The sequence below is a fragment of the Pseudarthrobacter sp. MOO13 genome (assembly GCF_058267655.1).
Genome location: NZ_CM177848.1, coordinates 4,192,357 through 4,217,858, shown reverse-complemented (window position 1 = coordinate 4,217,858; position 25,502 = coordinate 4,192,357). Strand labels below are relative to the sequence as shown.

The 25,502-nt window shown below is 66.5% G+C and carries 18 protein-coding genes; 10 read left to right on the top strand and 8 right to left on the bottom strand.

The annotated features are described in order from the left end of the window. Positions 1-27: 27 nt before the first annotated feature. The 5 genes from AC4EEO_RS19280 to AC4EEO_RS19260 form a co-directional block, all read right to left on the bottom strand. Positions 28-858 (bottom strand): glycoside hydrolase family 16 protein, encoded by an 831-nt coding sequence (locus tag AC4EEO_RS19280; protein ID WP_491339507.1) that lies wholly within the window; start codon positions 856-858, stop codon positions 28-30. Further along, entirely contained in the window at positions 839-3,052 is a 2,214-nt protein-coding gene (locus AC4EEO_RS19275) for a hypothetical protein (protein WP_491328947.1), read from the bottom strand. Before AC4EEO_RS19275 ends, AC4EEO_RS19280 begins: the two co-directional genes overlap by 20 nt. A 74-nt stretch (positions 3,053-3,126) precedes the next feature. Further along, positions 3,127-4,422 carry a glycosyltransferase family 2 protein gene (locus AC4EEO_RS19270; RefSeq protein ID WP_018762859.1) on the bottom strand — a complete coding sequence of 432 codons (1,296 nt, stop codon included), beginning with the start codon at positions 4,420-4,422 and terminating at the stop codon, positions 3,127-3,129. After that, positions 4,419-5,411 carry a glycosyltransferase gene (locus AC4EEO_RS19265; RefSeq protein ID WP_018762858.1) on the bottom strand — a complete coding sequence of 331 codons (993 nt, stop codon included), beginning with the start codon at positions 5,409-5,411 and terminating at the stop codon, positions 4,419-4,421. Before AC4EEO_RS19265 ends, AC4EEO_RS19270 begins: the two co-directional genes overlap by 4 nt. Before the next feature lie 4 nt (positions 5,412-5,415). Next, a complete protein-coding gene (locus tag AC4EEO_RS19260) occupies positions 5,416-6,282 on the bottom strand; it encodes a glycosyltransferase family 2 protein (protein WP_231369907.1) in 867 nt (288 codons plus the stop codon). A 434-nt stretch (positions 6,283-6,716) separates the two neighbouring features. Between AC4EEO_RS19260 and AC4EEO_RS19255 the strand changes: the two genes are divergently transcribed. The 10 genes from AC4EEO_RS19255 (at position 6,717) to AC4EEO_RS19210 (ending at position 21,871) form a co-directional block, all read left to right on the top strand. Then, on the top strand, positions 6,717-8,957 hold the full coding sequence (locus tag AC4EEO_RS19255; protein WP_491328948.1) for a PKD domain-containing protein: 2,241 nt from the start codon (positions 6,717-6,719) through the stop codon (positions 8,955-8,957). A 303-nt stretch (positions 8,958-9,260) separates the two neighbouring features. Further along, positions 9,261-11,948, top strand: a complete 2,688-nt coding sequence (locus tag AC4EEO_RS19250) for a helix-turn-helix transcriptional regulator (protein WP_491328949.1) — start codon at positions 9,261-9,263, stop codon at positions 11,946-11,948. A gap of 150 nt (positions 11,949-12,098) precedes the next feature. Beyond that, the gene (locus AC4EEO_RS19245) at positions 12,099-13,691 is read left to right on the top strand and encodes a sugar transferase (RefSeq protein WP_243835521.1); all 1,593 of its coding nucleotides are present in this window, start codon (positions 12,099-12,101) and stop codon (positions 13,689-13,691) included. 27 nt (positions 13,692-13,718) lie between these two features. Next, positions 13,719-14,843 carry a Gfo/Idh/MocA family protein gene (locus AC4EEO_RS19240; RefSeq protein ID WP_491328950.1) on the top strand — a complete coding sequence of 375 codons (1,125 nt, stop codon included), beginning with the start codon at positions 13,719-13,721 and terminating at the stop codon, positions 14,841-14,843. Beyond that, positions 14,840-15,832, top strand: coding sequence for an NAD-dependent epimerase/dehydratase family protein (locus AC4EEO_RS19235; RefSeq protein WP_491328951.1), 993 nt, complete (start codon positions 14,840-14,842; stop codon positions 15,830-15,832). The genes AC4EEO_RS19240 and AC4EEO_RS19235 overlap by 4 nt, the downstream gene beginning before the upstream one ends. Next, positions 15,832-17,001 (top strand): DegT/DnrJ/EryC1/StrS family aminotransferase, encoded by a 1,170-nt coding sequence (locus AC4EEO_RS19230; RefSeq protein ID WP_018762851.1) that lies wholly within the window; start codon positions 15,832-15,834, stop codon positions 16,999-17,001. Before AC4EEO_RS19235 ends, AC4EEO_RS19230 begins: the two co-directional genes overlap by 1 nt. Further along, a complete protein-coding gene (locus tag AC4EEO_RS19225; RefSeq protein WP_491339506.1) occupies positions 16,994-17,653 on the top strand; it encodes an acetyltransferase in 660 nt (219 codons plus the stop codon). Before AC4EEO_RS19230 ends, AC4EEO_RS19225 begins: the two co-directional genes overlap by 8 nt. Then, entirely contained in the window at positions 17,650-18,774 is a 1,125-nt protein-coding gene (locus tag AC4EEO_RS19220) for a DegT/DnrJ/EryC1/StrS family aminotransferase (protein WP_018762849.1), read from the top strand. The genes AC4EEO_RS19225 and AC4EEO_RS19220 overlap by 4 nt, the downstream gene beginning before the upstream one ends. 30 nt (positions 18,775-18,804) lie before the next feature. Continuing rightward, positions 18,805-20,304 carry a lipopolysaccharide biosynthesis protein gene (locus AC4EEO_RS19215; protein WP_491339505.1) on the top strand — a complete coding sequence of 500 codons (1,500 nt, stop codon included), beginning with the start codon at positions 18,805-18,807 and terminating at the stop codon, positions 20,302-20,304. Continuing rightward, positions 20,285-21,871: a glycosyltransferase gene (locus tag AC4EEO_RS19210; RefSeq protein WP_018762847.1), complete on the top strand. Its 1,587-nt coding sequence runs from the start codon at positions 20,285-20,287 to the stop codon at positions 21,869-21,871. Before AC4EEO_RS19215 ends, AC4EEO_RS19210 begins: the two co-directional genes overlap by 20 nt. Here the strand turns inward: AC4EEO_RS19210 and AC4EEO_RS19205 are convergent. From AC4EEO_RS19205 to AC4EEO_RS19195, 3 genes are read right to left on the bottom strand one after another with little or no spacing between them, the layout of a single operon-like run. Next, entirely contained in the window at positions 21,855-23,063 is a 1,209-nt protein-coding gene (locus AC4EEO_RS19205; RefSeq protein WP_491328952.1) for a glycosyltransferase, read from the bottom strand. The genes AC4EEO_RS19210 and AC4EEO_RS19205 overlap by 17 nt on opposite strands. Next, positions 23,044-23,940 carry a YveK family protein gene (locus tag AC4EEO_RS19200; protein WP_491328953.1) on the bottom strand — a complete coding sequence of 299 codons (897 nt, stop codon included), beginning with the start codon at positions 23,938-23,940 and terminating at the stop codon, positions 23,044-23,046. Before AC4EEO_RS19200 ends, AC4EEO_RS19205 begins: the two co-directional genes overlap by 20 nt. Beyond that, the gene (locus AC4EEO_RS19195; RefSeq protein ID WP_133832405.1) at positions 23,937-25,349 is read right to left on the bottom strand and encodes an O-antigen ligase family protein; all 1,413 of its coding nucleotides are present in this window, start codon (positions 25,347-25,349) and stop codon (positions 23,937-23,939) included. Before AC4EEO_RS19195 ends, AC4EEO_RS19200 begins: the two co-directional genes overlap by 4 nt. Positions 25,350-25,502 lie beyond the last annotated feature (153 nt).

Below are 25,502 nucleotides of genomic sequence, written 5' to 3'. Positions count from 1 at the left end.
GGTACGGGGCAAAGGTGTTCGGGGGGCCTAGGGTGTGTAGGCATACTGCACCACCCAATCGACCTGGAGGTGTCCGGCAGTGCCGGGGGCGGGGAAGGTACTGGAGCCGTCGTCGGCCGTTTCCACCTGGAGCGTCCAGCGCATGGGGGTGTCCGGCACTCCCGCCGGCTTGGTGGTCTGGTCCACGAGCTTCCCGTCAAGGAACCACTGGACCAGGCCGGGACGCCATTCGATGGTGGCAACGTGCCACTGCCCCGGCCGGCCCGCCGAATAGCGCCTGTCACCGGGGTCGAACTGCATGCCGGTCGGCGTCCGGGTTCCCTTGATCGCGGAGTTTCCGTAGAGGGACCCGTCCAGGGCGCCCTCCGGCCAGTCGATCTCTCCCTCGTTCCAGTCGTCGCTGGCCGGCCAGAGGAGGAATGCCACCTTGTAGCCCGGAATGGAGTCGTACCTGAACCGGACGGAATACCTTCCGTAAGTCTGGCCCGAGTACCCGAACGGGATGACGCTGGCCACCCGCGGCCGGTTGTTCGAATAGTGGAGGTGGAAATCGAGGTAGCCGTCGTGGACCGACAAGACCTGGTCAGGGGTGTACGTTCCGAACCCTGAGGAATCGGAGAGTCCGTCGTAACCGCGCATGTCCTGGCCGTAGACGCCGCCTACGGCCCCTGGTGCCGCAGCGACGTTGAAGTCCTGGACCATGGTCTGGCGCCAGGAGGGCAGGTCCCCGCGGGGCGCCCCGTTGACCTGCGATGAATCGGCATGCAGGGCCAGCAGGGCCGCCCCCACCAGGGAAAGGGACGTCGCCGTGACCAGCGACAGTTGGTACACCCGGCCGCTAGTTGCCCCAGTCAGCACGGGAAACCTCATAGATACGCACCGACTTGTTCTCAAAGACAACCTGTGCGGCTTTGGATACGTCCAGGTCGTGCTCCAACGGGACCATGGCATCCTTGGAGAACTGCCGCAGGACACCGGTCGAGGTCCGCTGCTGGAGGTCGGAGACCACAACGAACAGCCGGTCCGAGGCCCGCAGGTTCGCTCCGGCCCGGGTCTTGTCCACATAGGCCACCATGTCGTCCCCGGTGAAGGGCTGGGTGGAACTGTGGAGCTTGGAGGCAACCGAAACCAACTGGCCGGTGCGGAGGTAGAAGGAATAGTGCGGGCCAATCAGGAGCGGCAGGTGGTAGTTGGTTTCCACCACCGCATCGCCCTTCCGGACGTTCGAATCGAGCCAGCGGCTGGCCGAAACATCCGCCGCGGGCACCCGGACGTTGGCCTCGTTCTGGAAATACACCGCGGTGAACATGACCGCCAGGACCGTGACCGCCGACGCTGCCCCTACCACCGTCCTCCTGGTGGGCACCCTGCCGGCCCAGAGGAACCACGCCGCGCCGATGGCCAGCCACGGAAGGGCAAACATGAACACGCGGAGCCTGCCTTCGCCGCCATAGGAGGTGCCGAAAAGCCCAAGGATCGGCGTTGCAGCCAGCGTCCCCACGATCAGGGTGGTGCGGATGTTGCCCAGGCGGATGTTGCGGATGAATCCAAGACCGGCCAGCAGTGCGGTGAACAAGGACAGGGCGAGCGCCTCGCGGGCCAGCCACCGACCGGAGAGAAGGGAGGGGCCGGGACTTCCGTTGGACGCCTTGTACCCGGCGTTGGCGAAGAAATCGAAGCCGCTCAAAAGGCCGTACTTGCCCGCTACGAAATCGACGTTGGGCAGGAGGTAGAGCAAAGCCATCAGCAGAAGTGCCGGTGCAACCCAGGCGGGCTTGAAGTAGCGGGTCAGGAACAGGGGGAAGAGCCCCAGGATGGCCAGGTAGGGAGTCAGCTGGTGGCTCATCACGATCATTGCCTGCAGGACAAGGACCGCAACGATGGCCAGCGCCTGCTGCAGGCCGCTGTACGTTGGGGGTTCATCCACCTGGGCCCCGGACTTGGCGAGCCGGGCCGCCACCCGGCGCTCCAGCTTGAGTACCCAGCCGGCTGGTGTGCCGCGCAGGAACGTCAGGATCACCAGGCACATCGTCAGGTGCAGGGTGTAGGCAAAGGCCTGCGGTGAGTAGTAGTTCTGGTTGAGCCAGTTGGTGAGGGTGAACACCAGGGCGGCGGTCCAGTAGATCCGCGGGTTCCGGGTCAGGGCCCGGGCGATTGCGAGCACCAGCGCAACACTCATGAGCGCGAACACCGGTTCAGCCCAGCCTGCGTACGCCATGGGGTCCTGGTATCCGCTGGATTCGCCGAGGAAGGCGCTGAAGAGGAAAAACCCGGGCCAGCGGTTGTAGATATCGATGCTGGGATCGAAATGCCCGGTGGTCTGGATCAGGTCCGTGACGGCAATGTGTTTGTACGTCCACGGCAGCCGCGGGACGGCGGTCAGCAGCCCGGCAGAGGAGTACAACATCACCACCAGCCCGGTCAGGGAGGCTCCCGCGAGCCAGCCTGAATGCATCCGCTGCCGCGAGATGCTCCAGATGCACAGGGCCACGACCAGCGCCAGCGCGGCGTACCAGGTCACCGGGAAGGCAGTCAGGAGCCCTAAGTCACCCAGGCGCGGGTTAGTCGCGGCAAGGGAGGCCACCCACATGCCCATGGCGGCGACCAGGACCAGCCACGGCGCATAGGTGCCGGGTTGCGGGCGAGGCAGCGGGGAGGAGGCAGCCCGGATCCGTTCCGGGCCGGGAACCAGGAGGGCGACGGCGGCTGCCAGCATGATCCCGACGGCGGCGGGCCGGGGATTCCAGAGTTGCAGCCAACCCATGGCCGCGGCGGTCAGGGCGAAGGCCGTAGCGCCGGCAACGAGCGTGAATACCAGGCGGGCTGCCGGGTCCACACTGGGGAGCCACCGCACCAGCGCCCAGCCGGGCAGGACCAGGCAAGCCAGGAGTTTGGCGCCGGCGAAGGTCTCACCCCCGATGTCGAACAGGATCAGGGCCGCCGTCACGGTGCTCAACAAGGCCAGGGCGTAATCGGCGTATCCGGGCCTGCGCCGGCGCGACGTGCGGGAGTTCATGGGACCGGAGACGTCACCCCTGATAAGAAGCGCCATACTGTTTCAACTCCTGGGTTGGCTTGCCACTGGCGGAGGGTTTCTCCGCACCAGCACTGGGTGGACTGTGTTTGCTAACTGCCGGCTGTCCGGCGGGACTGCAGGTACTTGTAGGGGCCCACGGCCACGGCCAACATCTGCAGCCAGGCGAGCCTGGCCACCTGGGCTTCGAGGGAACCGTGGGCTGGTGGACCTTGGAGAGCCGGCCGGGCAGGGTGCTGGTGGGCCAGGTATTCCATCCCCACGCCCCAGCTCCTGGCCAGCGCCAGCCTGGCGGTGTGCGGGTCCATCATCACTTTCGTCATCCATGCGCCCAGCCCGGTGCCGTACCCGCGGGCCTGCACCCGGAGGTCTTCGAGTCCGTCCCGGTGGCGGTGCCACACGATCGCTGCCGGCTGGACCACCAGGGCATATCCGGCCAGGATGACCCGGGTGAACATGTCGATATCCTCGCCGCCGCCCGTGGGGGTGCCCACGCCCAAGGCCGGGTCGAATCCGCCGAGGGTGAGGGCGGCGTGGCGCTTCAGGGCGAAGTTCGCTCCGGTCCCGAAAGCCCCCGGGCTGAACGGGAACTTCGGCAGCCCCTCGGGCGGGTCTGCCAGGGAATAGACCCGCGGCACCAGGCTCCGCGACCAGCTCACCTTCGCATCGAAGTAGCCCTGGGTGGGGGTCCTGAGCTCCCCTGCCGGGACCAGGCCGGTGACGCAGGCCGCCTCGGGAGCGGCTTCGAACGCAGCGGCAATCTCCCACAACCAGGACCTGTCGACAACCACGTCGTCGTCCGTGAACGCCACCAGGCTTCCCCTGGCGTGTTCCAGGCCGGTGTTCCTGGCGTTGGACAGGCCGGGAGCGGGTTCGGTGACCAGGCGCACGCGCTTGTCCCTGAAGTCCCGGCGCACCAGTTCCTCCGTGTCGTGCGTCGCCGGTGCGTTGTCAACCACCACCACGTCGAAGCGGGGATAGTCGAGCGCAAGGATGGTCATCAGCGCCGCCCGCAGCTGCGGCGTGCGGTCCCTGGTGCACACCACTACTGTGATGTGCGGGGCCGTCACTGCCGGCGGGAATGAAGTGACACGTGGCAAGGCCGCCAAGGCGTCCTCGAATACAACCCGATCCACGATTCCCGACGGCGACGGCACGTCGACGAATCCCCGCACGACCCCCGACGCGCGCACCAACAGCCGTGCCCGTTCGTATCCGGCATGGTTCTCCAGTTCAAAGTGCGAGCAATCCGCAAGATCCTCCAGGTCCACTGACCCGATCCACCGGGCCCCCGGCCAGACCGGAGGCAACACGGACTCCATGGCGGGCACCAGGATCAGTGCTTCGCCCTGAAGCCCCTCAAGCACACGGCTGGCGCCCTCGCTCATTGCACTTCCCTCCACTGACCGCCGGCCGGAACCAGGGCGTCGTCCGCCTCATCGGGGCCCGTCCAGTGTTGGAGGCGGCGCCCTTGGAAGTACCCGGCCGCAGTGCAGGCAAGCACCGCAATCACGGCCCCCGCACGGCCCAGCCCGTCGGCGCTGCCGTCGCGGCCCCAGGAACGCAGCCCGGTGAACACCGCCCGCGGAAGGACGCTGCGCACGTACCGGCGCTCGGGCCCGAGGGCCCGTTTGTGGCCCACCAACTGGCTGACCTGGGCTTTGGAGAGCCCTTCGGACCAGGAGCGGGACATCATGTACCGCAACGTTCCGCGGGAGGCGGGGACGTGGTGGTGGACCAGCGCCGCCGGTTCGTACACGATGCGCGAGCCGGGCGACCCCATCTGGGAGCGGATGCAGATTTCGGTCTCCTCACAGCCCAGCGGCAAGGTGCCCTTGCGTCCCAGCGAGAGGTTGAATCCGCCTACTTGGCGCAGGACCTCGAGCCGGAAGGACATGTTGGCACCGATGACGTTGCGGACTTCGGAGGCCACCCGCGGCATGCCCCGGTGACTGCAGCCCACGATCCAATCAAGTTCCTCCGCGAAATAGCCCGGCCGGCCGGCCTCCCACAGCGGGACCACCTTGCCGCCCACGGCCAAAACGTCCGGATCGTCGTACAGCGCCACCAGGCGCTCGAGCCAGTCCGGCGCTGCCTCGGCATCGTCGTCAAGGAAGGCGACAATGTCCGACTCAGCGAGCCCGACGCCGGTATTGCGTGCCCCGGACAGACCGGCCTGCCCGGTGCTCTCCACCACGGTGACGTCGTCGACGATCTCGACCAGCCTCTCGTACAGGTCCTCGTTATGGTCAACCACCACCAGCACCTGGTCCGGGGCCAGGGTTTGCTGGCGCACCGACTCGATGACATCGAGCAACATCCCCCACCGCGCCGACGTGTACGCGCAGATCACCACCGTCACGGAAAGGGGTTTCATGCGATCAAGCATGGTGGCTCACCGCCGGAGTAAGGACGCTGTGCGGGTCCACGGGCAGGCGCGGGAAGCGGACGTTGGAGTAGGTGTACTTCACGCGGCGGAGGGCCTCGGGGCGTGCTCCGGCTGTGGGGGCCTCCCACACGGCGCATTCCCGGGCCAGGGTGTGCAGCACGCGCCACCCGTCGCGGAACGTCTGCAGGTTGGAGGCGCCGGAGATCCTGTCCAGCTCCAGGCTGGGGACCTCGGCGATCCGCAGTCCCGCCTTGGCGGCCCGGACGATGAGTTCGGTTTCGATTTCGAAACCGTCGGACTCAAGCTCCAGCACCTCCAGGCATTCGCGCCGGAAAGCGATGTAGCCGTAGCAGAGGTCCGAATAGTTGCTGTGCAGGACAGCGTTCGCAAGTCCCGTCAGTGCCCGGTTGCCGGCCTTCCGCAGCCGGGTCAGGTCTTCGGACCCGCCGCCGGTGACGTGCCGGGATCCCTTGACGAAATCGAAGTCGTGCTGGAGGGGCGCCACGAACCACCCGATCTCCTGCGGATCCATGCTGCCATCGGCATCCAGCATCACAATGATGTCCCCGCTGGCGGCCGCGAAGCCGGAACGAAGGGCCACGCCCTTTCCTTTCCGGGGTTCGTTGACCACCACGACGTCCGAGCGAAGCGCCTTGGCCACTTCGACGGTGTTGTCCTGCGAACGCCCGTCCACGATCACCACTTCATCGACGTAAGAGGGCATCCGGCGCAGAACCCAGGGAAGGTTCTTTTCCTCGTTCAACGTGGGAATAACAACGCTGATTGAAGCTTGTGGAAATAAGAGTCCCGGCTGGGAAAACAAAGCCGGCAGTTGGGGCGAAATCGACAATTGCCTCACCACTTCATGACAGTTCGGATTCTGGACAATGCCGCCGGCGGTTTCGCCGCGGCACATACGCTTGATCCGGTCATGGTCTGGTCGCTGATCCCCCAGCAACCCATCGCCAATCCTCTGGCCGTTCCCGGCAGACTACCCCCTACCTAATCCGGGTATCACGAGTAGTAGGTACTCACTTTTTACCCGGGGTTTACCCCCTGTTAGGCAAGTAGAGGGCTCGGTGTTTGCCGTTCCGATTAGGTATAGGGGATTACTGCGCGCCCGAAACCATTAGGTAGGGGGAGTGCAAAAACCCCCATTTAGGTAAGCCACCTACATTGCCCACGGCGGCGTTCAGGCTTACGCTTCTCGGTACTTGGGGGCTTGAGCTCTTTGTTTCTGGGCCAACGGGCATACGTCCCCTGAACTTTTCCTCATGCCCCAGGAGTTCCCTTATGAAGCTCAGACACTTCCCCCATCGGATGGGCCAGGCCCTCGTCGTCGCACTCGTTCTCGCAGCTTCCATCCTCGGCGTACCCGGTGCCGCTGTGGCCGACACCGTTTACGGCACCCAAGGCATGGCCTACTCCGGGGTGGCGAACCCGCCCACATCGGACAAACCACAGAGCAAGTTGTGGTGGAACGACGGATCCTGGTGGGCGGACATGTGGAAGACCGGCACCGGATGGAGTATCTACCGGCTGGACCGGACCTCCAACAGCTGGGTGGATACCGGAGTCGTGAACGACACCCGGGGCAGCACCCTCGCGGATACGTTCTGGGACGGCACCCATCTGTTCATCGCCTCGCATGTGGTGACCGTCAGCACCGACGGCACTCCCAAGCCATCACTTTCCGGCCAGCCGGCAAAGCTTTACCGGTACAGCTATTCAGGCGGCAAGTACACGCTGGACAGCGGTTTTCCCACCACGATCACCAACAATTCAAGTGAATCCATGACGATCGATGCGGACTCCATCGGCGGAATCTGGGCGACGTGGACGCAGGTGGGCGGGAACTCGACGTCCGGCTTCACCAACACCGTCTACGTGAACTACTCCAGCAACAACGGCGCAACGTGGGGTACCCCGTTCATCCTCCCGGTGGCCAGCCCCAACCCGGCGCCCGATGACATTTCGGCCGTGGTGGCATTCGGCGGCGGCCAGATCGGCGTCATGTGGAGCGACCAGCGGACCGACACGATGTGGTGGGCCACGCACGCCGACGGAAAGCCCGCCAACTCCAACTGGAAACTCCAGCCGGCAATCAGGGGCAACGGTCAGGCCGATGACCACCTGAACCTCAAGACCCTGCAGGCAGACACCTCGGGCCGGGTGTTCGCCGCAGTGAAGACGAGCCTCAATGACACGTCCTCCAACAAGACACTTCCGCAGCTGGTCCTGTTGGTCTTCAAGCCGGGCACCGGCGCCTTCACCCAGTCCACCATTGCCACCACCGGCGACTGCGTCTCCCGCCCACAGATCGTGCTGGACACCCAGAACAACCTGGTGCGGGCATTCCACACGGCACCGCCCACGTCGGTGTCCGGCTGCGCGTTCTCCGGCGTCGCCGGCAGCATCTACGAGAAGACCGCCTCCATGGACAATCCTGTCTTTGGATCGGGGCGCGGCACACCGATCATGCAGGCTGCGTCGTCGTCGAACATCAATGACGTCACCACCAGCAAGCAGAGCGTGAACAACACCACCGGGCTGGTGGTCATGGCCAGCGACAACGTGGCCAAGCGCTACTGGTTCTCCGACCGGCCCCTGGGCGGCACTCCGCCGCCGGCAGGGCAGGCGCCGGTGGCATCGTTCACCGCCAACCCCACCACGGGCACGGCGCCGCTGAACGTCACCTTCACGGACACGTCCACGAATACGCCCACGTCCTGGGCGTGGGACTTTGGCGACGGCGGCACGGCAACAATCCAGAATCCCGCCCATTCCTACGCGGCGGCCGGCACCTACACCGCCAAGCTCACGGCCACCAACAGCACGGGTTCGTCCTCCGCGACGGCCACTATCAGCGTCACCAGCACACCACCACCGCCGACATCCGGCGGGATCACGGTGGTGAACGCCAACACAGCGAACTCGGGCACCGCCGTGACCACGGCTTCGCTGGCAGTTCCCGCCGGCACTTCCGCCGGTGACGTCCTGGTTGCCGCCATCACCGTGGACCTCAATCCCGGCCTGACGGCGCCTGCCGGCTGGACCGCGATCGTCAACGGGCAGTCCATCAACAGTTCCTCCACCTCCGGAGCACGGGCTTACGCCTTCTACAAAGTGGTGGGCGCCGCCGACCCGGCCACCTATAACTGGACCCTCAGTTCAGCGGCAAAATGGGGTGGCGGCATCACGGCATACCGTGGAGTCAACAACACCGCGCCGCTGGACAGCCCGGTGGTGACGGCGGCTGACACCAGCTACTCCGCCACCAGCATCACGGTGGGCAGCATCACCACGGCCACCAACGGCGCCATGCTGATCGGCGGAGTGGGTTGCGACTGCAGCGCCCCGGTGGTCACCGCGCCATCGGGCTGGACCGAACGCTGGGAGGCCGCGGCCGGCCAGGTTGCCGAGCAGGCGGACAAACCGCAGGCGACGGCGGGGGCCAGCGGAACAGCCACCTGGACGTTGAGTGCTGCCCGCGCGATCGTTGCCTGGCGAACGGCGCTTAAGCCGGCCGCCTAGGCATACCCGACGAGCGATAAGGGAAGCGGTTCCGGGGATCCATACCGGCCCCGGGGCCGCTCCTTGCCGTTTGGCGAAATACAAAAAATGGCGAAGTAAATTTCGCACCAAATGCATACTGACGCATTCTTGAGTAATTTCCGTGCCAAATCTTGATGAAATCCAGCGGTAACGGTGTGGTGGAATGGTTCATTCCGGGGCTATATTCACTCATACCGGATGAACCCGCGCTGGGGCGCGTGAATCAACCTTAAATTGGCAGTGCAAGAATGCGGTCTCCTTCTTCGACGAATGGGGAACGCCATGCCGCTAGTGGGCCGGAACAAAGAACTGGACCGAATCCTGTCCGTCGTCCGCGGACCCAAGGAAGCTGCCTTGGCGATAGCCGGCAACAGGGGCACGGGAAAATCAGCCCTGCTTGCAGAAATCCCCACCTTGTCCGACTACCGGACCGTCTTCATGGCTGCCAGCGCCGCCGAATCGGACTGGCCGCTGTCCGGACTGACGGCGCTCCTGAACAACATGGACGATCCGGTCCTCAACCGGATCGCCGACGATCTTCTCCGCGACACCGCCGGAGACCTGAACGTTCCCGCCGTGTCCGGCATGCTCCTGAACGGCCTGCACCAGCGTTCGTCGTCCCGGACCGTGATCGTGATCGACAACGCCGACCAGCTGGACCACAGCAGCCAGGAAGTCCTCGGGTTCCTGGCCCGCCGGCTCGCCGGCACCGACGTCGTCCTGGTCTTCGGACTGCGGGCGGACCTGCCCGAAGGCCCTTTCAGCGGCTTGCCCGTGCTGCAGCTTGGCCCGCTCACGTACAGCGACACCGTGCGGGTGCTCGAAAGCATCCCCACCAAGCGGACCACGACGGCGGCCGCCCATGCGGTGGCCGCAGCCACCCGCGGCAACCCCCTTGCCGCCGTCGAACTCTACAAGCAGCTCATGGACAGGCACGCTGAAGGAAAGTACGCCCTGCCCGTCCCGCTCGCATCGGTGGGAAGCTTTGACGCCGAGCACGCGTCAGCGGTGGGTGCGCTGACCCCCGGCGCCCGCGGCGTCCTGGACCTGCTGGCGCTGTCCTACCGCAGCGATATTTCCACGATCGAAAAGATCGACCACGACGTGTGGACCAGCGTGGACGAGCTCCTCAGCGCCGGCCTGGTCAAGCGCACCGGGCCGCACCTCGGGATTAGCGACCAATTGCTCAGGGGAGCCGTCTTCAACGCCATGACCCCTGCGGTGCGCACCGCCAACCACCGCGCCCTGGCGGAAGCAGCCAACAACACCGACCCCTACGCCCGCAGGTGGCACCTGAGTTTCACCGCACTGGAACGCAAGACCCCATTCCAGCTGCTCCGGCACGCCGTCGACCTGATCCGCGGCGGCGAGGTGGTTTTCGCAGTGGAGTACATCGAACGGGCACTGACCATCAATCCTTGGGAGGCCGAAACGGCGGCACGGCTCACCACGCTGGCGGAACTCCTGTTCAACCGGGGTGAATTTGTCTATGCCCGGCGCTACCTGGAATGGGCGCAGCGGGTGACCCGGAACCCGGCGCTGATCCTGCGGCTTACCGGCCTGTCCTTCGAGATCCAGTTCGCCCAGGGCGCCGCCGTGCGCTCCAGCATGGTGCTGCGCCTCGTGAAAGAGTTCGGCCAGCACGATCCCGCCTACGCGGCGAGCCTGCTGGCCATCGGAGCCCTCTACTACGCCGAGCGGTGGGAGTTGAAGGACGCGGCCGAACTCCTCCGGTGCGGCAGCGGCTTCAAAGGCTCCGCTTCCGCACAGTGCCTGGCTATTGCCGGCCGGGCCGCAACCCTCGTGGAATCCATCAGCGGCAACACCGCGAACCTTGCCTCCAAGTACGAGCAATCCGGCACCGCGCGGGTTGCCGGGCTCCTGGTCCAAGGCCGGGCGCTGACCTACGCCGAGCACTATGAAAGCGCCCAGGAAGCTTTTGCCATGCTCCGGGGCTCGGCCGAACCCGGCCACGTCAACTGGCGCGAAACCGCAGCCCTGATGGCAGTCGACAACGAAATCAGGGCGGGGAACGTCCGCGCCGCAGTCACGCTGATCGACGACCTGGACCGCACCGAACCGGAGATCAAATACCACCGAGGGGTACGGCACTACTTCCGGGTCTGGCGCGCCTACGCCACGGGTGATGCCGCACGTGCCCAGGCGCACGCCGTCGAGGCCCACCGTTATGCGGGCACGGAAAGCCACCCGGCCCTTACTGCCCAGCTCGCCGCATGCCAGGGGCATTTTGCCTTGCTGCGCGGTGACTTGGCGGAGTCCGTTGCCCAGTTGTCGCGGGCCGTCGAGATCGGCATGGGGTTCGGCAACCCCACCCTCCTGCGGTGCGAGGCCGATCTGGTGGAGGTGCTCATCCGCCTTGGCCGGCACCATGAGGCCACCCAGGCGCTAATGCGCCTCGAGGGCCGTTCCGCAGGGTTGCGTTCCCCCTGGCTGATGATGGTCGTAACCCGGAGCCGCGCCATGCTGGCCGACGGCGAACAATCGCTGCAGCTCTTCTCCCAGGCCCTCCAGGGCCGGAACGGGCACATGCTGGAGCACGCCAGGACACTGATGTGCTACGCGGAGCGGCTCCACGCCTTTGGCAAGCTGCGCGACGCACGGGACGCCCTGCTCCGGGCAAAGGTGATGTTCGACGAGGCAGGAGCGGACGCCTGGACCCAGCACGTGGATGCCCTGCTCCTGGACGAACGCGTGGAACCGGTCCGGCAGCAGGGCAACCCGGCCTTGCTGATGCTCGCAGACCATGAGCGCTCATTGGCCAAAATGGTGGCCCGCGGCATGCGGAACAAGGAAATTGCCGCCACGCTGTATGTCTCGGTGCGCACCGTGGAGGTGCGCCTGACTGCCATCTACCGAAAACTTGGTGTCGAGTCCCGGGCCCAGCTCACCGCCCTCGCGGCGGATAAGGGACCGGCCGCCAGGGAACCCTACGTGTTGCCCGTTTTGTAGGCGAAATCCCTTCAGTTGCGGTACCCGCAGTTTCCACAGCCTTCCCTTGCAAGACCCACAAAGGCCGCGCCGGCCTCCTTCAAAGCCGACTTTCCGCGGCTAGTTTTGCTTCACAGCCAGGGGACAGGCGCTACGACCGAGAGGGTGATCATGGCAGAGATACCAGTTGTCAGGACCCGACGTTCAGCCTTCGACTGGCTTGTTCCGCCCGCTGCTGCACAGCGGGCGGCAACACAGCAGCCGGTGGCAGGGGAAGCCGCAGGAACCCGGTTCCCCCTGCCACCGGCAGCCCCCTTTCTTCCCGCGGCACACGCCCGGCCCCGCAAGGCAACGGCAGCCTGGATCAACCGGCACACCAACCTCCTCCGGTCCGCTGACGCGGTGGTGGTCATGCTCTCCGCCTATGCCGGATTCCTGCTTTCCGAAGCGGGCTTCTCACCCGAGGGCCCAAGGGACGGCGGCGCCGCTGCCGCGGCCGCCGCGCTGACGGCAACCTGGCTGGCGGCGCTGGAGCTCTACCACACCAGGGATCCGAGGGTGCTTGGAATCGGCGCTGACGAGTACAAGCGGGTGGCCGCTGCCACGCTCCGCATCTTTGGCCTCCTGGCCCTCGCTGCCGTGATCTTTTCCATCCACGGTGCCAGCGCGTTCGTGACCGTGTCCCTTCCGCTGGGCCTGGCGGCCCTGACGCTCAACCGGCGGGCATTCCGCCGCCGCCTGACCGCCGAAAAGGCCAAGGGGCGCCACCTCTCCCGCGCCGTGGTGGTAGGCGAGCCGGAGGACGTCCGGTACGTGGTCCAGCAGGTCCGCAAGTCCGGGGCTGTCTACGAGATTCTCGGCGCCTGCCTTCCGGGGGCACGCCGCGGCGCAGGACTGCGGGTGGACGGCTGCACGGTGCCGGTCCTGTCCTCCACGGACGATATCGCCCGAACAGTCCGCTTGGTGGACGCTGACTCCGTGATCATCGCCGGCCCCCTGCCGGGCGGCAACCGGTTCATCCGCGAGCTTGGCTGGAAACTCGAGGAGTCCTCCGCGGAGCTGATCCTCGCAGCAACACTGACCAATGTTGCCGGTCCCCGCATCCACTGGCGGCCGGTGGACGGCCTGCCCCTCATGCACGTGGACATCCCGCAGTACGGCGGGGCCAAACACGCCATGAAGCGGATCATGGACGTGGCCGCGGCGCTGGCGGCCCTTCTGGTGCTCTCACCGGTCCTCGTGGTGCTCGCGCTGATCGTGAAACGGGACAGTCCGGGGCCGGTCCTTTTCCGGCAGGCCCGGATAGGCAAGGACGGCCACGTCTTCGGGATGTACAAGTTCCGGTCCATGGTGGTCGACGCCGAGGCGCGGCTGGCGGGGTTGAACCAGCAAAACCAGGGTGCCGGGGTGCTCTTCAAGATGAAAGACGATCCCAGAGTGACCCGCTGCGGCCGCTGGATGCGCAAATACTCGCTCGACGAGCTCCCCCAGCTTTGGAACGTGGTGCTGGGCGACATGAGCATGGTGGGTCCCCGGCCGCCGCTGGACCGGGAGGTCAGCGGCTACGAGCGCCACACCCACCGCCGGCTGCTGATCAAGCCGGGTATCACCGGCCTTTGGCAGATCAACGGCCGCTCGGACCTTCCGTGGGAGGAAGCGGTCCGGCTGGACCTCTACTACGTCGAAAACTGGTCCCTTGCCGGTGACCTCCTGATTCTTTGGCGGACGTTCCGGGCTGTCGTCCGGCCGTCCGGCGCTTACTGACACACTCACAAATGGGAAGACAATGACATGAGAAAATTCGGCAGTCCCTTCCACTCCGCCAACCACCCGCAACCTGCACCGAAACTCGGCATCGCCGTCGTCGGAGCCGGCTACTGGGGTCCCAACCTGGCGCGCAACCTCCAGGCAAGCCCGGACTGGGACCTGGTGGCCATTTGCGACCTGGACATCGACCGGGCCCGCAAGCTGGCGGCCACGCTGGGGCAGATACCCTGCGTCGAGTCCATGGACGAGCTCCTGGACAGCTTCGACGTCGATGCCGTGGCAATCGCGACGCCGGCGCGAACACACCATGGCGCGGTCATGACGGCGTTGCGCGCCGGAAAGCACGTCCTGGTGGAAAAGCCGTTGGCGGACAGCAGGGAACACGGGCTGGAGATGGTGGCCGAAGCGCGGGCAAACGGCCTGGTCCTGATGGCGGACCACACCTACTGCTACACCCCGGCGGTGCTGAAGATGCAGGAGCTGGTGCAGTCCGGATCCCTGGGCGAGATCCTGTTCGTGGACTCGACCCGGATCAACCTGGGCCTGGTGCAGCCCGACGTCGACGTTTTCTGGGACCTCGCCCCGCACGACTTGTCCATCCTGGACTTCGTCCTCCCGGGCGGCCTCAACCCCGCCGAAGTCTCGGCGTTCGGGGCGGACCCGCTGGGGACCGGCCGCGACTGCGTGGGCCACCTGAACTTCCGGCTCCCCAACGATGCCACCGCCCACGTGCACGTGAACTGGCTCAGTCCCACCAAAATCCGCCAGATGGTGATCGGCGGATCCTTGCGGACGCTGGTGTGGGACGACCTGAACCCCCAGCAACGGCTCAGCGTCTACGACCGCGGGGTGAGTTTGGACCGGCAGCCGAGAACGGCCGGCGAGAAGGCGTCCACCGCCGTCTCCTACCGTTTGGGGGACACGTGGTCCCCGGCGCTGCCCGAACGTGAGGCCCTCGGCCAGGTGGTGCAGGAACTCGCCTCCTGCATCCGCACCGGACGGCAGGCACGGACGGGCGGCGCCTCCGGGCTCCGGGTGTTGTCCGTCCTCGAAGCGGTCACCCGCAGCCTGACCCTGGACGGCCGGCCCACCCCCGTGGCGGGTGCCGCGATGGCCGGCACCGGCGCGGAACTGGAGGGGGCCCGGTGAGCACCCTGGAGGGCGCCAACGTCCTGGTCACCGGCGGAGCCGGCACCGTCGGCTCCACCCTGGTGGACGCCCTGCTGGCCGCGGGAGTGCGCCACATCGATGTCCTGGACAACCTGGTCCGCGGCAGGCTGGACAACCTCTCCGGCGCCCTGGCCACCGGGCAGGTCGGACTGGTGCGGGGCAGCATCCAGGACCGTGACCTCGTGCATGACCTCACCCGAGGCAAGGACCTGGTATTCCACCAGGCGGCCATCCGGATCACCCAATGCGCCGAGGAACCCCGGCTGGCTTTGGAAGTGCTGGTGGACGGCACTTTCAATGTCCTGGAGGCCGCCGCGGAACACAAGGTGGCCAAGCTCGTGGCCGCCTCCAGTGCGTCGGTCTACGGGATGGCCGAGGAGTTCCCGACCGCGGAACGGCACCACCACGCCAACAACGACACGTTCTACGGCGCTGCCAAGTCCTTCAACGAAGGGATGGCCCGGAGCTTCCGTGCCATGACGGGCCTGGACTACGTGATGCTGCGCTACTTCAACGTCTACGGGCCGCGAATGGACGTCCACGGCCTGTACACCGAGGTCCTGGTGCGGTGGATGGAACGGATCATGGACGGGCAGCCGCCGCTGATCTTCGGCGACGGACTCCAGACCATGGACTTCATCCACACGGCGGACGTGGCCCGAGCCAACGTGCTGGCCGCGGGCAGCAGCATTGCCGAAGGCACCTACAACGTGGCCAGCGGGACGGAAACCAGCCTGCTGGACATGGCCCGCACCCTGCTGCGGGTCATGGGCTCGGACCTCAGCGTCGAGCACTGCCCCGCACGGCAGGTGAACAGCGTGGTGCGCCGGCTGGCCGACACGTCCGCGGCCGCCCGCGACCTTGGCTTCAAAGCGGAAGTGGAACTCGACGAAGGACTGCGCCAACTCGTCAGCTGGTGGATGCCGCTGCGCAACGAAATCGCCGCCACACGGAAAGTTGGTGCCTGATGACTGCCGAACCAGTCCTCGCCCGGATCAATGTCATGAAGCCTTGGCTCGGCGACGAGGAGGCACGGGCCCTGGCCGAGGTGGTGGCCTCCGGCTGGGTGGCGCAGGGGCCCAAGGTCAAGGAGTTCGAGTCCCGGTTCGCGGAGTACCAGGGTGTCCGCCATGCGGTGGCCACGTCCAGTTGCACCACCGCCCTGCACCTCGCCCTGGTGGTGGCCGGAATCGGACCCGGGGATGACGTTGTGGTGCCCTCCCTGTCCTTCATTGCCACGGCCAACGCGGTGACCTACGTCGGTGCCAGGCCGGTGTTCTGCGACGTGGATCCGGCCACCGGCAACGTGACGGCGGAAACCCTCCACGCGGCCCTCACCCTGGACACCAGGGCCGTGATTGTGGTGGACCAGGGCGGCGTGCCGCTGGACCTGGACCCCATCCGCGAACTCTGTGACCGGCACGAGATCATGGTGATCGAGGACGCCGCCTGCGCAGTGGGGTCGATGTATAAGGGCAGGCCGGTGGGTGCGGGCGCGGATGTGGCCGTGTGGTCCTTCCATCCGCGCAAGATCCTCACCACCGGTGAGGGCGGCATGCTCACCACCAACCGGGCAGATTGGGCGGCCAGGGCCAGGACCCTGCGGGAGCACTCGATGAGCGTGTCCGCCGCCGACCGGCACGGATCGCTCCTGGCCCCGCCGGAGGTGTACCTGGAAGTCGGGTTCAACTACCGGATGACGGACCTGCAGGCCGCCGTCGGAATCGTCCAGCTGGGCCGGCTGCCGGAGGTGCTGGAGCGGCGGCGGAGCATCGCGGCGCGCTACGTGGCCGGCCTTTCCCGGGTGCCGGGCCTCCGGCTGGTATCGGACCCGCCCTACGGCACCACCAACTTCCAGTCGTTCTGGGTGGAGGTGCTGCCCAGCTTCGGGACCACGCGGGACGGGCTGATGGAACTGCTGGCGGACGCCGGGATCTCTGCACGGCGGGGCATCATGGCCGCGCACCGCCAGCCGGCCTACCGGTGGCGGAACGCGGGCGGCTCCCTGTTGCAACAAACCGAGCGGCTCAACGACAGGACCCTGATCCTTCCCGTCTACCACGAACTGGACGACGAAGGGCTGGACCGGATCATCGGCACCATCCGGGGCGCGGCTGCAGGATACGCGCGTGAGTGAGCTGATCCTGATAGCTGCCAGTGGCCTGGCCCGCGAAGTCCTGGCGATGGTGCGCAGCAGCGGCCAATATGACGTCGTCGGCCTGCTGGACGACGACAAGGAGATGGCGGGCGTCACCGTGGACGGGGCACCCGTCCTTGGGACCATCGATGACGCCGCGAAGTACACGCACGCGTTCGTCCTGGTATGCATTGGTTCCGGCAGGATCCGGGAATCCGTCGTGGAGCGGCTGACGGCCATGGGCCTCACGGAGGCACGCTACGCGACGGCGATCGACCCCTCGGTCCAGTACCCGGAAGGATGCCGGGTGGGCAGGGGAAGCATCCTGCTCCGCAACGTCACGCTCACCGCCTCCGTCACCCTGGGAGCGCACGTGGTGGCCATGCCTTCGGTGACCTTCACGCACGACGACGACGTGGCCGACTTCGCCACGTTCGCCGCGGGTGTGTCACTGGGCGGCGGAGTCCGGATTGGCCGGGCAGCCTACGTGGGAATGAACGCCAGCGTGCGCGAACGCACTTCAGTGGGCGCCTACGCCACCGTGGGGATGGGAGCGGCAGTGCTGAGCAACGTGCCTGACGGACAGACGTGGGTTGGGGTGCCGGCCCACGAAATTGACGACGGAAGATTCAGTGTTGGGGGTATTTCATGAATTCCGACGTGGATGTGCAGGCAGTCCCGCTGGTGGACCTGGCAGCACAGCAGGCTGAGATCCATGACGAGGTGATGGCCGAACTGGACACAGTCATGAGTTCGGCGTCCTTCATTGGCGGCCCGGCCGTTGCGTCGTTCGAGGCGGCGTACGCCGCTTTCCTGGGCGCACGGCACTGCGCCGGCGTTGCCAACGGAACGGATGCGCTGGAACTTGCCCTGCGTGCCGGGGGCGTGCGGCCGGGCGGGGAAGTCATCCTGCCGGCCAATACCTTCATCGCCACGGCCGAGGCGGTCAGCCGGATCGGGGCAGTCCCGGTGCCTGTCGACGTCGACCCTTCCTTCCTCCTGATCGATCCCGACGCCGCCGCGGCCGCCGTAACCTCCCGCACGCAGGCGATCGTGCCGGTGCACCTGTTCGGGCAAACCGCCTTCGTGGAAAAACTGATCCCCGTTGCAGACTCCTGCGGCGCGGTGATCATCGAGGATGCCGCGCAGTCCCAGGGCGCAACACGGTTCGGCCGGCACGCGGGCACTTGGGGCCTTGCCGCCGGGACCAGCTTCTACCCCGGCAAGAACCTTGGCGCCGCCGGGGACGCGGGAGCCGTGCTGACATCCGACCCCGGCGTGGATGCCCAGGTCAGGTTGTTGGGGGCGCACGGGAGTTCGGTGAAGTACCGGCACGACGCCATCGGCTTCAACTCGCGCCTGGACACCGTCCAGGCGGTCGTCCTGAAAGCGAAGCTGGCGAGGTTGCAGGGCTGGAACCTGCGGCGCAGGGCTGCGGCGGAACGCTATGCGGCGTTGCTGGCGGATGTGCCGGGTGTCGAGCTGCCGCAGGAGGCACCGGGGAACGCGGATGTGTGGCACCTGTACGTGGTGCGTGTCCGGCACCGGGACGCTGTCCTTGAGTCGTTGCACGCGGCGGGGATTCAGGCGGGAATCCACTACCCGGTTCCGGTGCACCGCAGCGGGGCGTACGCGGGCCGGACATCCGGTTCATTCCCCGTGGCCGAGGATGCTGCCGGGCGCATCCTGTCCCTCCCGCTGTTCCCGCATATCACTGCCGAACAGCAGGAACGGGTTGCTGGGGCGTTGTCATGCGCAGTGACGAAGCAGTAGTCCGTTGAGGCCGTCCGTGCGGGGAAGGCGATGAAGCGCCCCGGCCTGGCATCCGTACAGGAGGCCGGGCGCCAACCCACCGGCTCGCAGAATGCGTCCGGCGCCACCTCCGCACTGGGCTGGAGCCTGCTGAATACTGCGGTGGCCAGGTTCGGCACGCTGGGAATCGGAATCGTCCTGGCCCGCCTGCTGGGGCCCGACTCGTACGGCAGCTTCGCGGTGGCCATGGTGGCGCTGCTGGCGGTCCTGACCATCAACGAACTGGGGGTCAGCCTCGCGATCGTGAGGTGGCCGGAGGATCCCGCACGGATCGCACCCACCGTGACCACTATCTCGATCCTCTCCAGTGCGGTGCTTTGCGGGGCCGGCCTTGCCGCAGCCCCCTGGTTCGCGGACCGCATGGGCGACCCCGGTGCCACCGACGTGGTCCGGGTCATGGTGTGCTGCGTCCTGGTCAGCGGGGTGGTCGCCACACCGGCAGCGCTGATGCAGCGGGCCTTTGACCAAAAGACGAAGATGCTGATCGACCAGGTGAATGTCTGGGTGGGTGCCATCGTTTCAATCTGCCTGGTGTTGGCCGGCATGGGCGCAATGAGCCTGGCGGTGGGCCGGCTCGCGGGGACGGTGGCCGGGGGCCTGCTCTTCGTCCTCAGGTCGCCGCTTCCCCTGCGGCTGGGCCTCGACCGCACCGTCCTGATGCCGTTGCTGCGGTTCGGGCTGCCCCTGGCAGGGACCAGCATCATCGTCTTCTGCGTCGGCTACCTGGACCAACTGGTGACGGGCAGTACGCTCGGTCCGGTCATGCTGGGGATGTACGTCTTGGCCTTTAACCTGTCGAGCTGGCCGGTGACCATGTTCTCCCAGCCGCTGCGAAGCGTGGCTCCGGTCGTGCTGGCCCGGCTGCAGCATGACCCCGAAAGGATGCGCTCCACAGTCACCGCCCTGATCGGGGTGATGTCCTGCGTTGTCTTCCCTGCTGTCACGTTCCTGGCGGCAGAGTCCGAAACCGTCGTCCGGATTGTGTACGGCGACGTCTGGGCGGGGGCAAGCGCCGCCCTGTTTTGGCTTGCCATGGTGGCCGGGTTCCGGATCCTCTTCGAGTTGATCTACGACTACCTGGTGGTTGCGGGAATGACAGGGTCCATCATGTCCATCCAGGTGTGCTGGCTGGTGGCCCTGGTACCGGCCCTGTTCCTTGGCACCGGCGCCGGCATCGCCGGGGTGGCCATGGCCCAATTCTTCGTCGTCGCCGCCCTGGTCCTGCCCTTGTATCTTTGGCGGTTGCGGGCAGTGGGTGTCCCGCCTCTCGGGGTGATCCGGCAACTGCTGCTGCCCTCGGCCGCTTCGGCAGCGTTGCTGGCCGCCTCTGCCCTCCTCGGCCGGATGGACTTCGGTGTCCCCTGGGCACTCCTGCTCTCCGGGGCAGCAGCCGGCTCCGTCACCGCTGGCCTGCTCTGGTTCAAGCGGGCCGACGTTGCCACGTTGAAGAAATTGGGAAGGAGCGGGGGCCTTGCAGGGCATCAGCGGTAACAGGGACACCTTTGAACGCCTGGTGGCGGTCGCCGGCCGCCTGGCAGCAGCCGGACGGTGGGAGCAGGCGGCGGTGCAGGCACAGCTTGCCGCCCGTTTCGCCTGGACCGACCACACCGGGTATTTCGGCCACCAGGGACTCGAAGAAGTCCTGGGGATGCTCCGGTCCTCCATCCCACAGCCTCCGCCCCCGGCGCCGGGAAAGCCGGCCGGGCGCCTTGTGGTCCACGTGGCCACCCAGCTGTACGGGACCGGCGGCCATACCCAGAGCATTGCGCACTGGATCCGCCAGGATCCTGGCTCGCGGCACCACGTTGTCCTCACCCGCCAAGGCAGCACCGAATGTCCAGCCAAGATTGCCGCGTGCCTGCCGGATCCCCGTGACCTGGTCCTCCTGGACCGCCGGCCCGGGGGGCTCATGAGAAGGGCGGGAGCATTGCGCCGGGTCATCGCTCCGGCCGACGTCGTCGTTGTGCATGCGCATCCACACGACGTCGTCCCCTCCCTTGCGTTGGGTGTCCCCGGAGCGCCTCCGGCTGTCTACGTCAACCACGCTGACCACGTCTTTTGGCAGGGGACCTCGGCGGCCGCCGTCGTCCTCTGCCTGCGGGCAAGCGGCCGGGAGCTGACCGTCCGCCGCCGCGGGGTTGATGCCGGCCGCTGTATGGTGGCCAACCGGCCCCTCGAACTTGCGCCTGCCGGGCCTGCGGAGGAATCGAATGAACTGGCCGCGCGGACTGGATGGGGCATCCCGGCGACGGATTTCGTCGTGGTGTCCGCCGCGGCAGGCAGCAAATACGATCCCGTTGGCCCGGACTCGCTGATAGGCCTCTTCCGGTCCTTCCTGCTCCGGCGCCCGGATGCACACTTCCTCGTGGCCGGCCCGTCCCCCACCGGAGCCTGGGCTGCCGCGGCGGCTGCCACCAATGGAAGGATCCGGGCCGTCGGGCGGCTTGCCAACATCTCGTCGCTTCTGTCCATCGCCGATGCCTACGTTGACTCGTTTCCCTTCGCTTCGTTGACCTCAATGTTGGAGGCCGGTGCCCACGGGCTGCCGCTGGTGACATACAGGGGCCATCCGGCCGAATGTGCGGTCCTTGGCTCGGATTCACCAGGCCTCGATGACCTCCTCCTCACGCCCTCGACTCCGGCGGGTTTCGTCTCAACCCTGGCGGACCTGGCAGATTCGGTGTCCACCAGGACGGCTCGGGGCTCGGCCACCCGCAGGGCAATCGTTGAAGGTCACAGCCCCTCAGCCTGGCGGGAGACAGCGGAGCGCGTCTATACCGAGGCCGCCCTGGCGCGAAGCGGACCGATCGCACCGGGACCCACTCCTTGGGCGGACGGACCCCTGGACCAGCTGGTGGGGCTGGTGCAGCATGAGACCGGCTTCGCCGGCCTGGATGCGGCCTGGGCTGACATACTGCCCTTCCTCGGAACGGCCCAGCGCATCAGGCAGTGGACGGCCTGGCGGAAGTCACCCCATGTGGGCCTGGCACAGTTGGTACCGGACCACAGCCGCGCGTGGGTTTCGGACTCACGCAGGCGCCTTAGCCAACCTTCATAGCGAGGGGCGTAGAGCGGGGGGTGCGGTAGTGTTCGCCGGCCGCATCAACCGCCGGGCCGGTGAGCAGCCATGGCCCTGTATTTTCGTGGAATCCCAGGATGACCTTCCGGCCCGACAGGGCGCCGACCACTTCGCCGGCAGTGTCAAAGCTGATGTTGGTCACGGCGACGGTGACGTCCGGCCCTTGGGCGCGCACCAGGGCAGCGACGGCCCGCTCGTCCGCTGCAAGGAAACGGAACCGGACACCTCGCCGCCCCAGCTCCAGGGGCTTCCCCAGTTCATGCCCTCCGGGTCCGCCGGGGAGCACATTGATCACGGTGGCAGCGCCTGCGCCCGCTGCGGCACAGATGTCGTCAATGTCGCGGCGCAGGTCACCCAGGACCGTGACGGGGCGCAGCGGGGCTTTATTCCGGAGCTTGTGCGCCGATACCGATTCCCGGAGCCACCGGTACCGCCACTTCTGCGAGTCCACCAGGCCGGAGAGGAGGGAGGGTACACGGCGCCGTTGCTGCACTGTCCCGCACGTCGTCACGATCGGCAACTGGTTGGGATACGCCCCGGCGATCCACTGGTGCGCCTCGGCCAGCCGGTCAAGATTGATGGTGAGGCTGTTGTGGGTCAGGGGGATGTTGGCTACCGCCACGCGGTGGCCGGTAGACCGGAGCCGGGCTCCGTATTCCACGGCATAGGCGTGCCAGGACAGGTCCGGCTCCTCGCTGAGCGGCTGCCGGAGGATGTGGTCCCGCCGCACCATGAACAAGACTTCATCCAGGCTGTCCACGTCCGCCAGCCCGGATTCCTGATGGCCGGATAACACGATGCGGTCGCGGATTTGCCCCACGAGGCGGCCCTCCCCGGTCATCCCGGTTGCGCCCACCATGCCCAGGGAAAGATCTGCCATCAATGCGGCGGCGATCTTCTCCAAGGCCGGGATGGAGTGCAGGAAAACGTCCTGGTGGACAAAGACCACCACATCGTTCCGCGCCGAGGCAGCACCATGGTTCAATGCCGCTCCGGCGGAGGAAAATTGCCGTGCCGTATTGTCGATGGGCAGGTACTCGAGGTCCACGGCGCATGGGAGGCCGGCCTCGACGGAAGCCGTGAGGCACTCCTGGAGCACTGCCGGGTTGTTGAAGACGCAGACGACAGAGACCGGGACTCGCCCCTCCCGGTCAGCGTTTGACGGGGACATCAGAGCGTCGCTCCTCGAAGGAAAGGTCCTCCAGCCCAGGCTGTGGCAACAGGAGCGGCGGCTCATCAACCGCATACCTTGCGGGCTTCCGGTCCTTCACCGCCCGCGCCGCCACGACACTGCCGCCACCAGGTTCGCCGTCCTGTTGGTCGTTCGCAACTGCGGCCGGTTCGGCGTGGCGGTCGGCGGAGCGCCTGCGCCGGGACACAGGCTTGCCCTTGTCCGCCGCGTCCTTCCGGGCAGCCCGCGAATTCTCCAGCATCCTGGCGATCGAAACAGCGCCGAACAGGAGGATGACGCCGCCAATCAGCACCACGATCATCGACCGGAGCCGGCTGGAGAATTGCTCTGTCGCTTTGCTCGGGGGATCAATCTGGAGGGCCGTGAAGAGGTAGCGGTCATCGGCCCCGTTGACTTTCTGCGCATCCCGCAGTTTGGCGGTGAGATGCTGGCCCAAGGCTTCTGCCGTCGTGATGGCCAGCTGCGGGCTGGGGCCCGTGGCCTCCATCCTGATGAGCTGGCCCGCCCCCGTGGTGGCCGGCAGGGTCACCGTGTAGTCGGGTGACAAGCCGGCGGCCTTAAGCGAGTCAACGACGTCGGTTGAGCTCAACTTTGTCGCCATCACCTGGGTGATCAGGGAGCTGTCCGCCGAGCGCAGGTAGGGGTTGTCCGAGTTTGCGGCGGCGACGGCGGGATCGGTGCGCATTTCTTCCACGCTGGGCACGCGGGGCGTCACCAGGACGTACACCGTCGACGCCATGTAGCTCCGGGGCGCGAAGAAGAAGACGTAGGCTGCCGCAGCAAGGGTGAGCACCAGGACGGTAATCATCGAAACCTTGTGGCGCCACAGGATTTTAAGAACCGAGACGGGAGTCATGGGAGCCTTTCAGATTCTGCAAGGCTGGCGCCTTGTTCCTTGGTAGTTGGGCCAAGCGCCCGCCGTTCGCCGGCGACGAGCAACCAGACCGTCCCGGAGAGCCCGACGCATATCGGGTACACGAGTGCCAGGACGGGGAAGCCCAGCGAGTCAAAGGCGGCTGACGCCGGGGCGGCCACCAGGCAGGCGGCGGCGACTGCGGCCGCAAGTGTCTTCAAGCGTTCCTCTTTGGCGTTGAAGGCCGCCAGCCAGGCCGCTATCCCGGGTACGACCATGTACAGCAGGAGTGCAAGGAACCCCGGCACTCCCAGTTCGACGATGGTTTTCAGGTACTGGTTGTCCAGGACCTCAATGGCGTTCCTCGTCAGGTACGCCCCGGGACCTATTCCAAGCCACGGCCGGGCCGAGACCATGGCTTCCACCCTGGGGTAGTCCTCAAGCCGTGCGGTGATGGAAGGATCGGCCGTCCCCGCGGTGACGGAACCAAACAGCGTTGCGACAAATCCGGGAACCGCCAGGAAGAGCACTGTGGCAGCGCCGGCGAACCCCAGGACCGTCCACTGCCTGGACCTGGAAGGAAGGAACGGAAGGAAGACCAGTGCCACGGTCAGGACACCCAGGACCGCCGAGCGGGAAATCGTGGCGGCGATCGCGAACACAATGAAGCCCGTCCCCGTCCAGTGCATCCAGGCGCGGCCCGATTTGTCGTACAGTGCGCGCCACAGCGAGAGCGGAAGGAGCATCGAGGCGATGACCCCCAGCTCGATGGGATGGAAGGTGCTGCCGGCCACCCGGAGGAAGCTTCCGCGTTCCTGGAACGGCTGGTTCCCGCCGTTGTCCTTGAACCCGGGCAAGACCCCTTGGAACCAGGCCATGGGGTCCACATGGGTGGTGAACTGGATTGCCGCCACCATGCTGCAGAACACGGCACCGCGCAGGAGCGCACGCACCAGCATCATCGCCGCGTCCACGGTCCGCGTTGTCTCAGTGGTTACGAGCACCAGGCCGGACGAGGCGACCATCAACAACATCCAGCGGTCAGCACTCGCGCGTGTCGCATCCGTCGTGCTCCCGCTGATACCCACGTACATCGCGGCGTAGGAGGCACACGACACCGCGAAAAGGGCTGCCAGCGCGAAGCGTCCGGGGTGCTCGCGGTCGATGGTCTTGTGCAGGCCGAGCATGACTGACGTCACCCACAGCGCGAAAACCAGCAACGCAAGAATGTGGGCCACATAGCCGGCGGCACCCAGCGGTTCCAGAACGAGGTTGGAGGGGAAAACGAAACAGGCTACCGCCGTCACCCGCAGGAGCAGCGGTGGCTTTTGCTCGTCGCCGTCAACGCGCAGGGGTGTGTCCAGTCGGACTTCCGGACCCAGCGCGGATGGAGCTGGCAGATGCTTTCCCACATCCCCCCAATCTTCCTGCCGGGGTTGAAATACCCTTATACACGCAATGTTCAGGGTGATAGCGTAGCTCCAAAATCATTGCTTGTCGCCGCTTATTTCCCTTTTATCCAGTATGACATTTGACCCATGATTTTACGACAGGAATTGCCATGA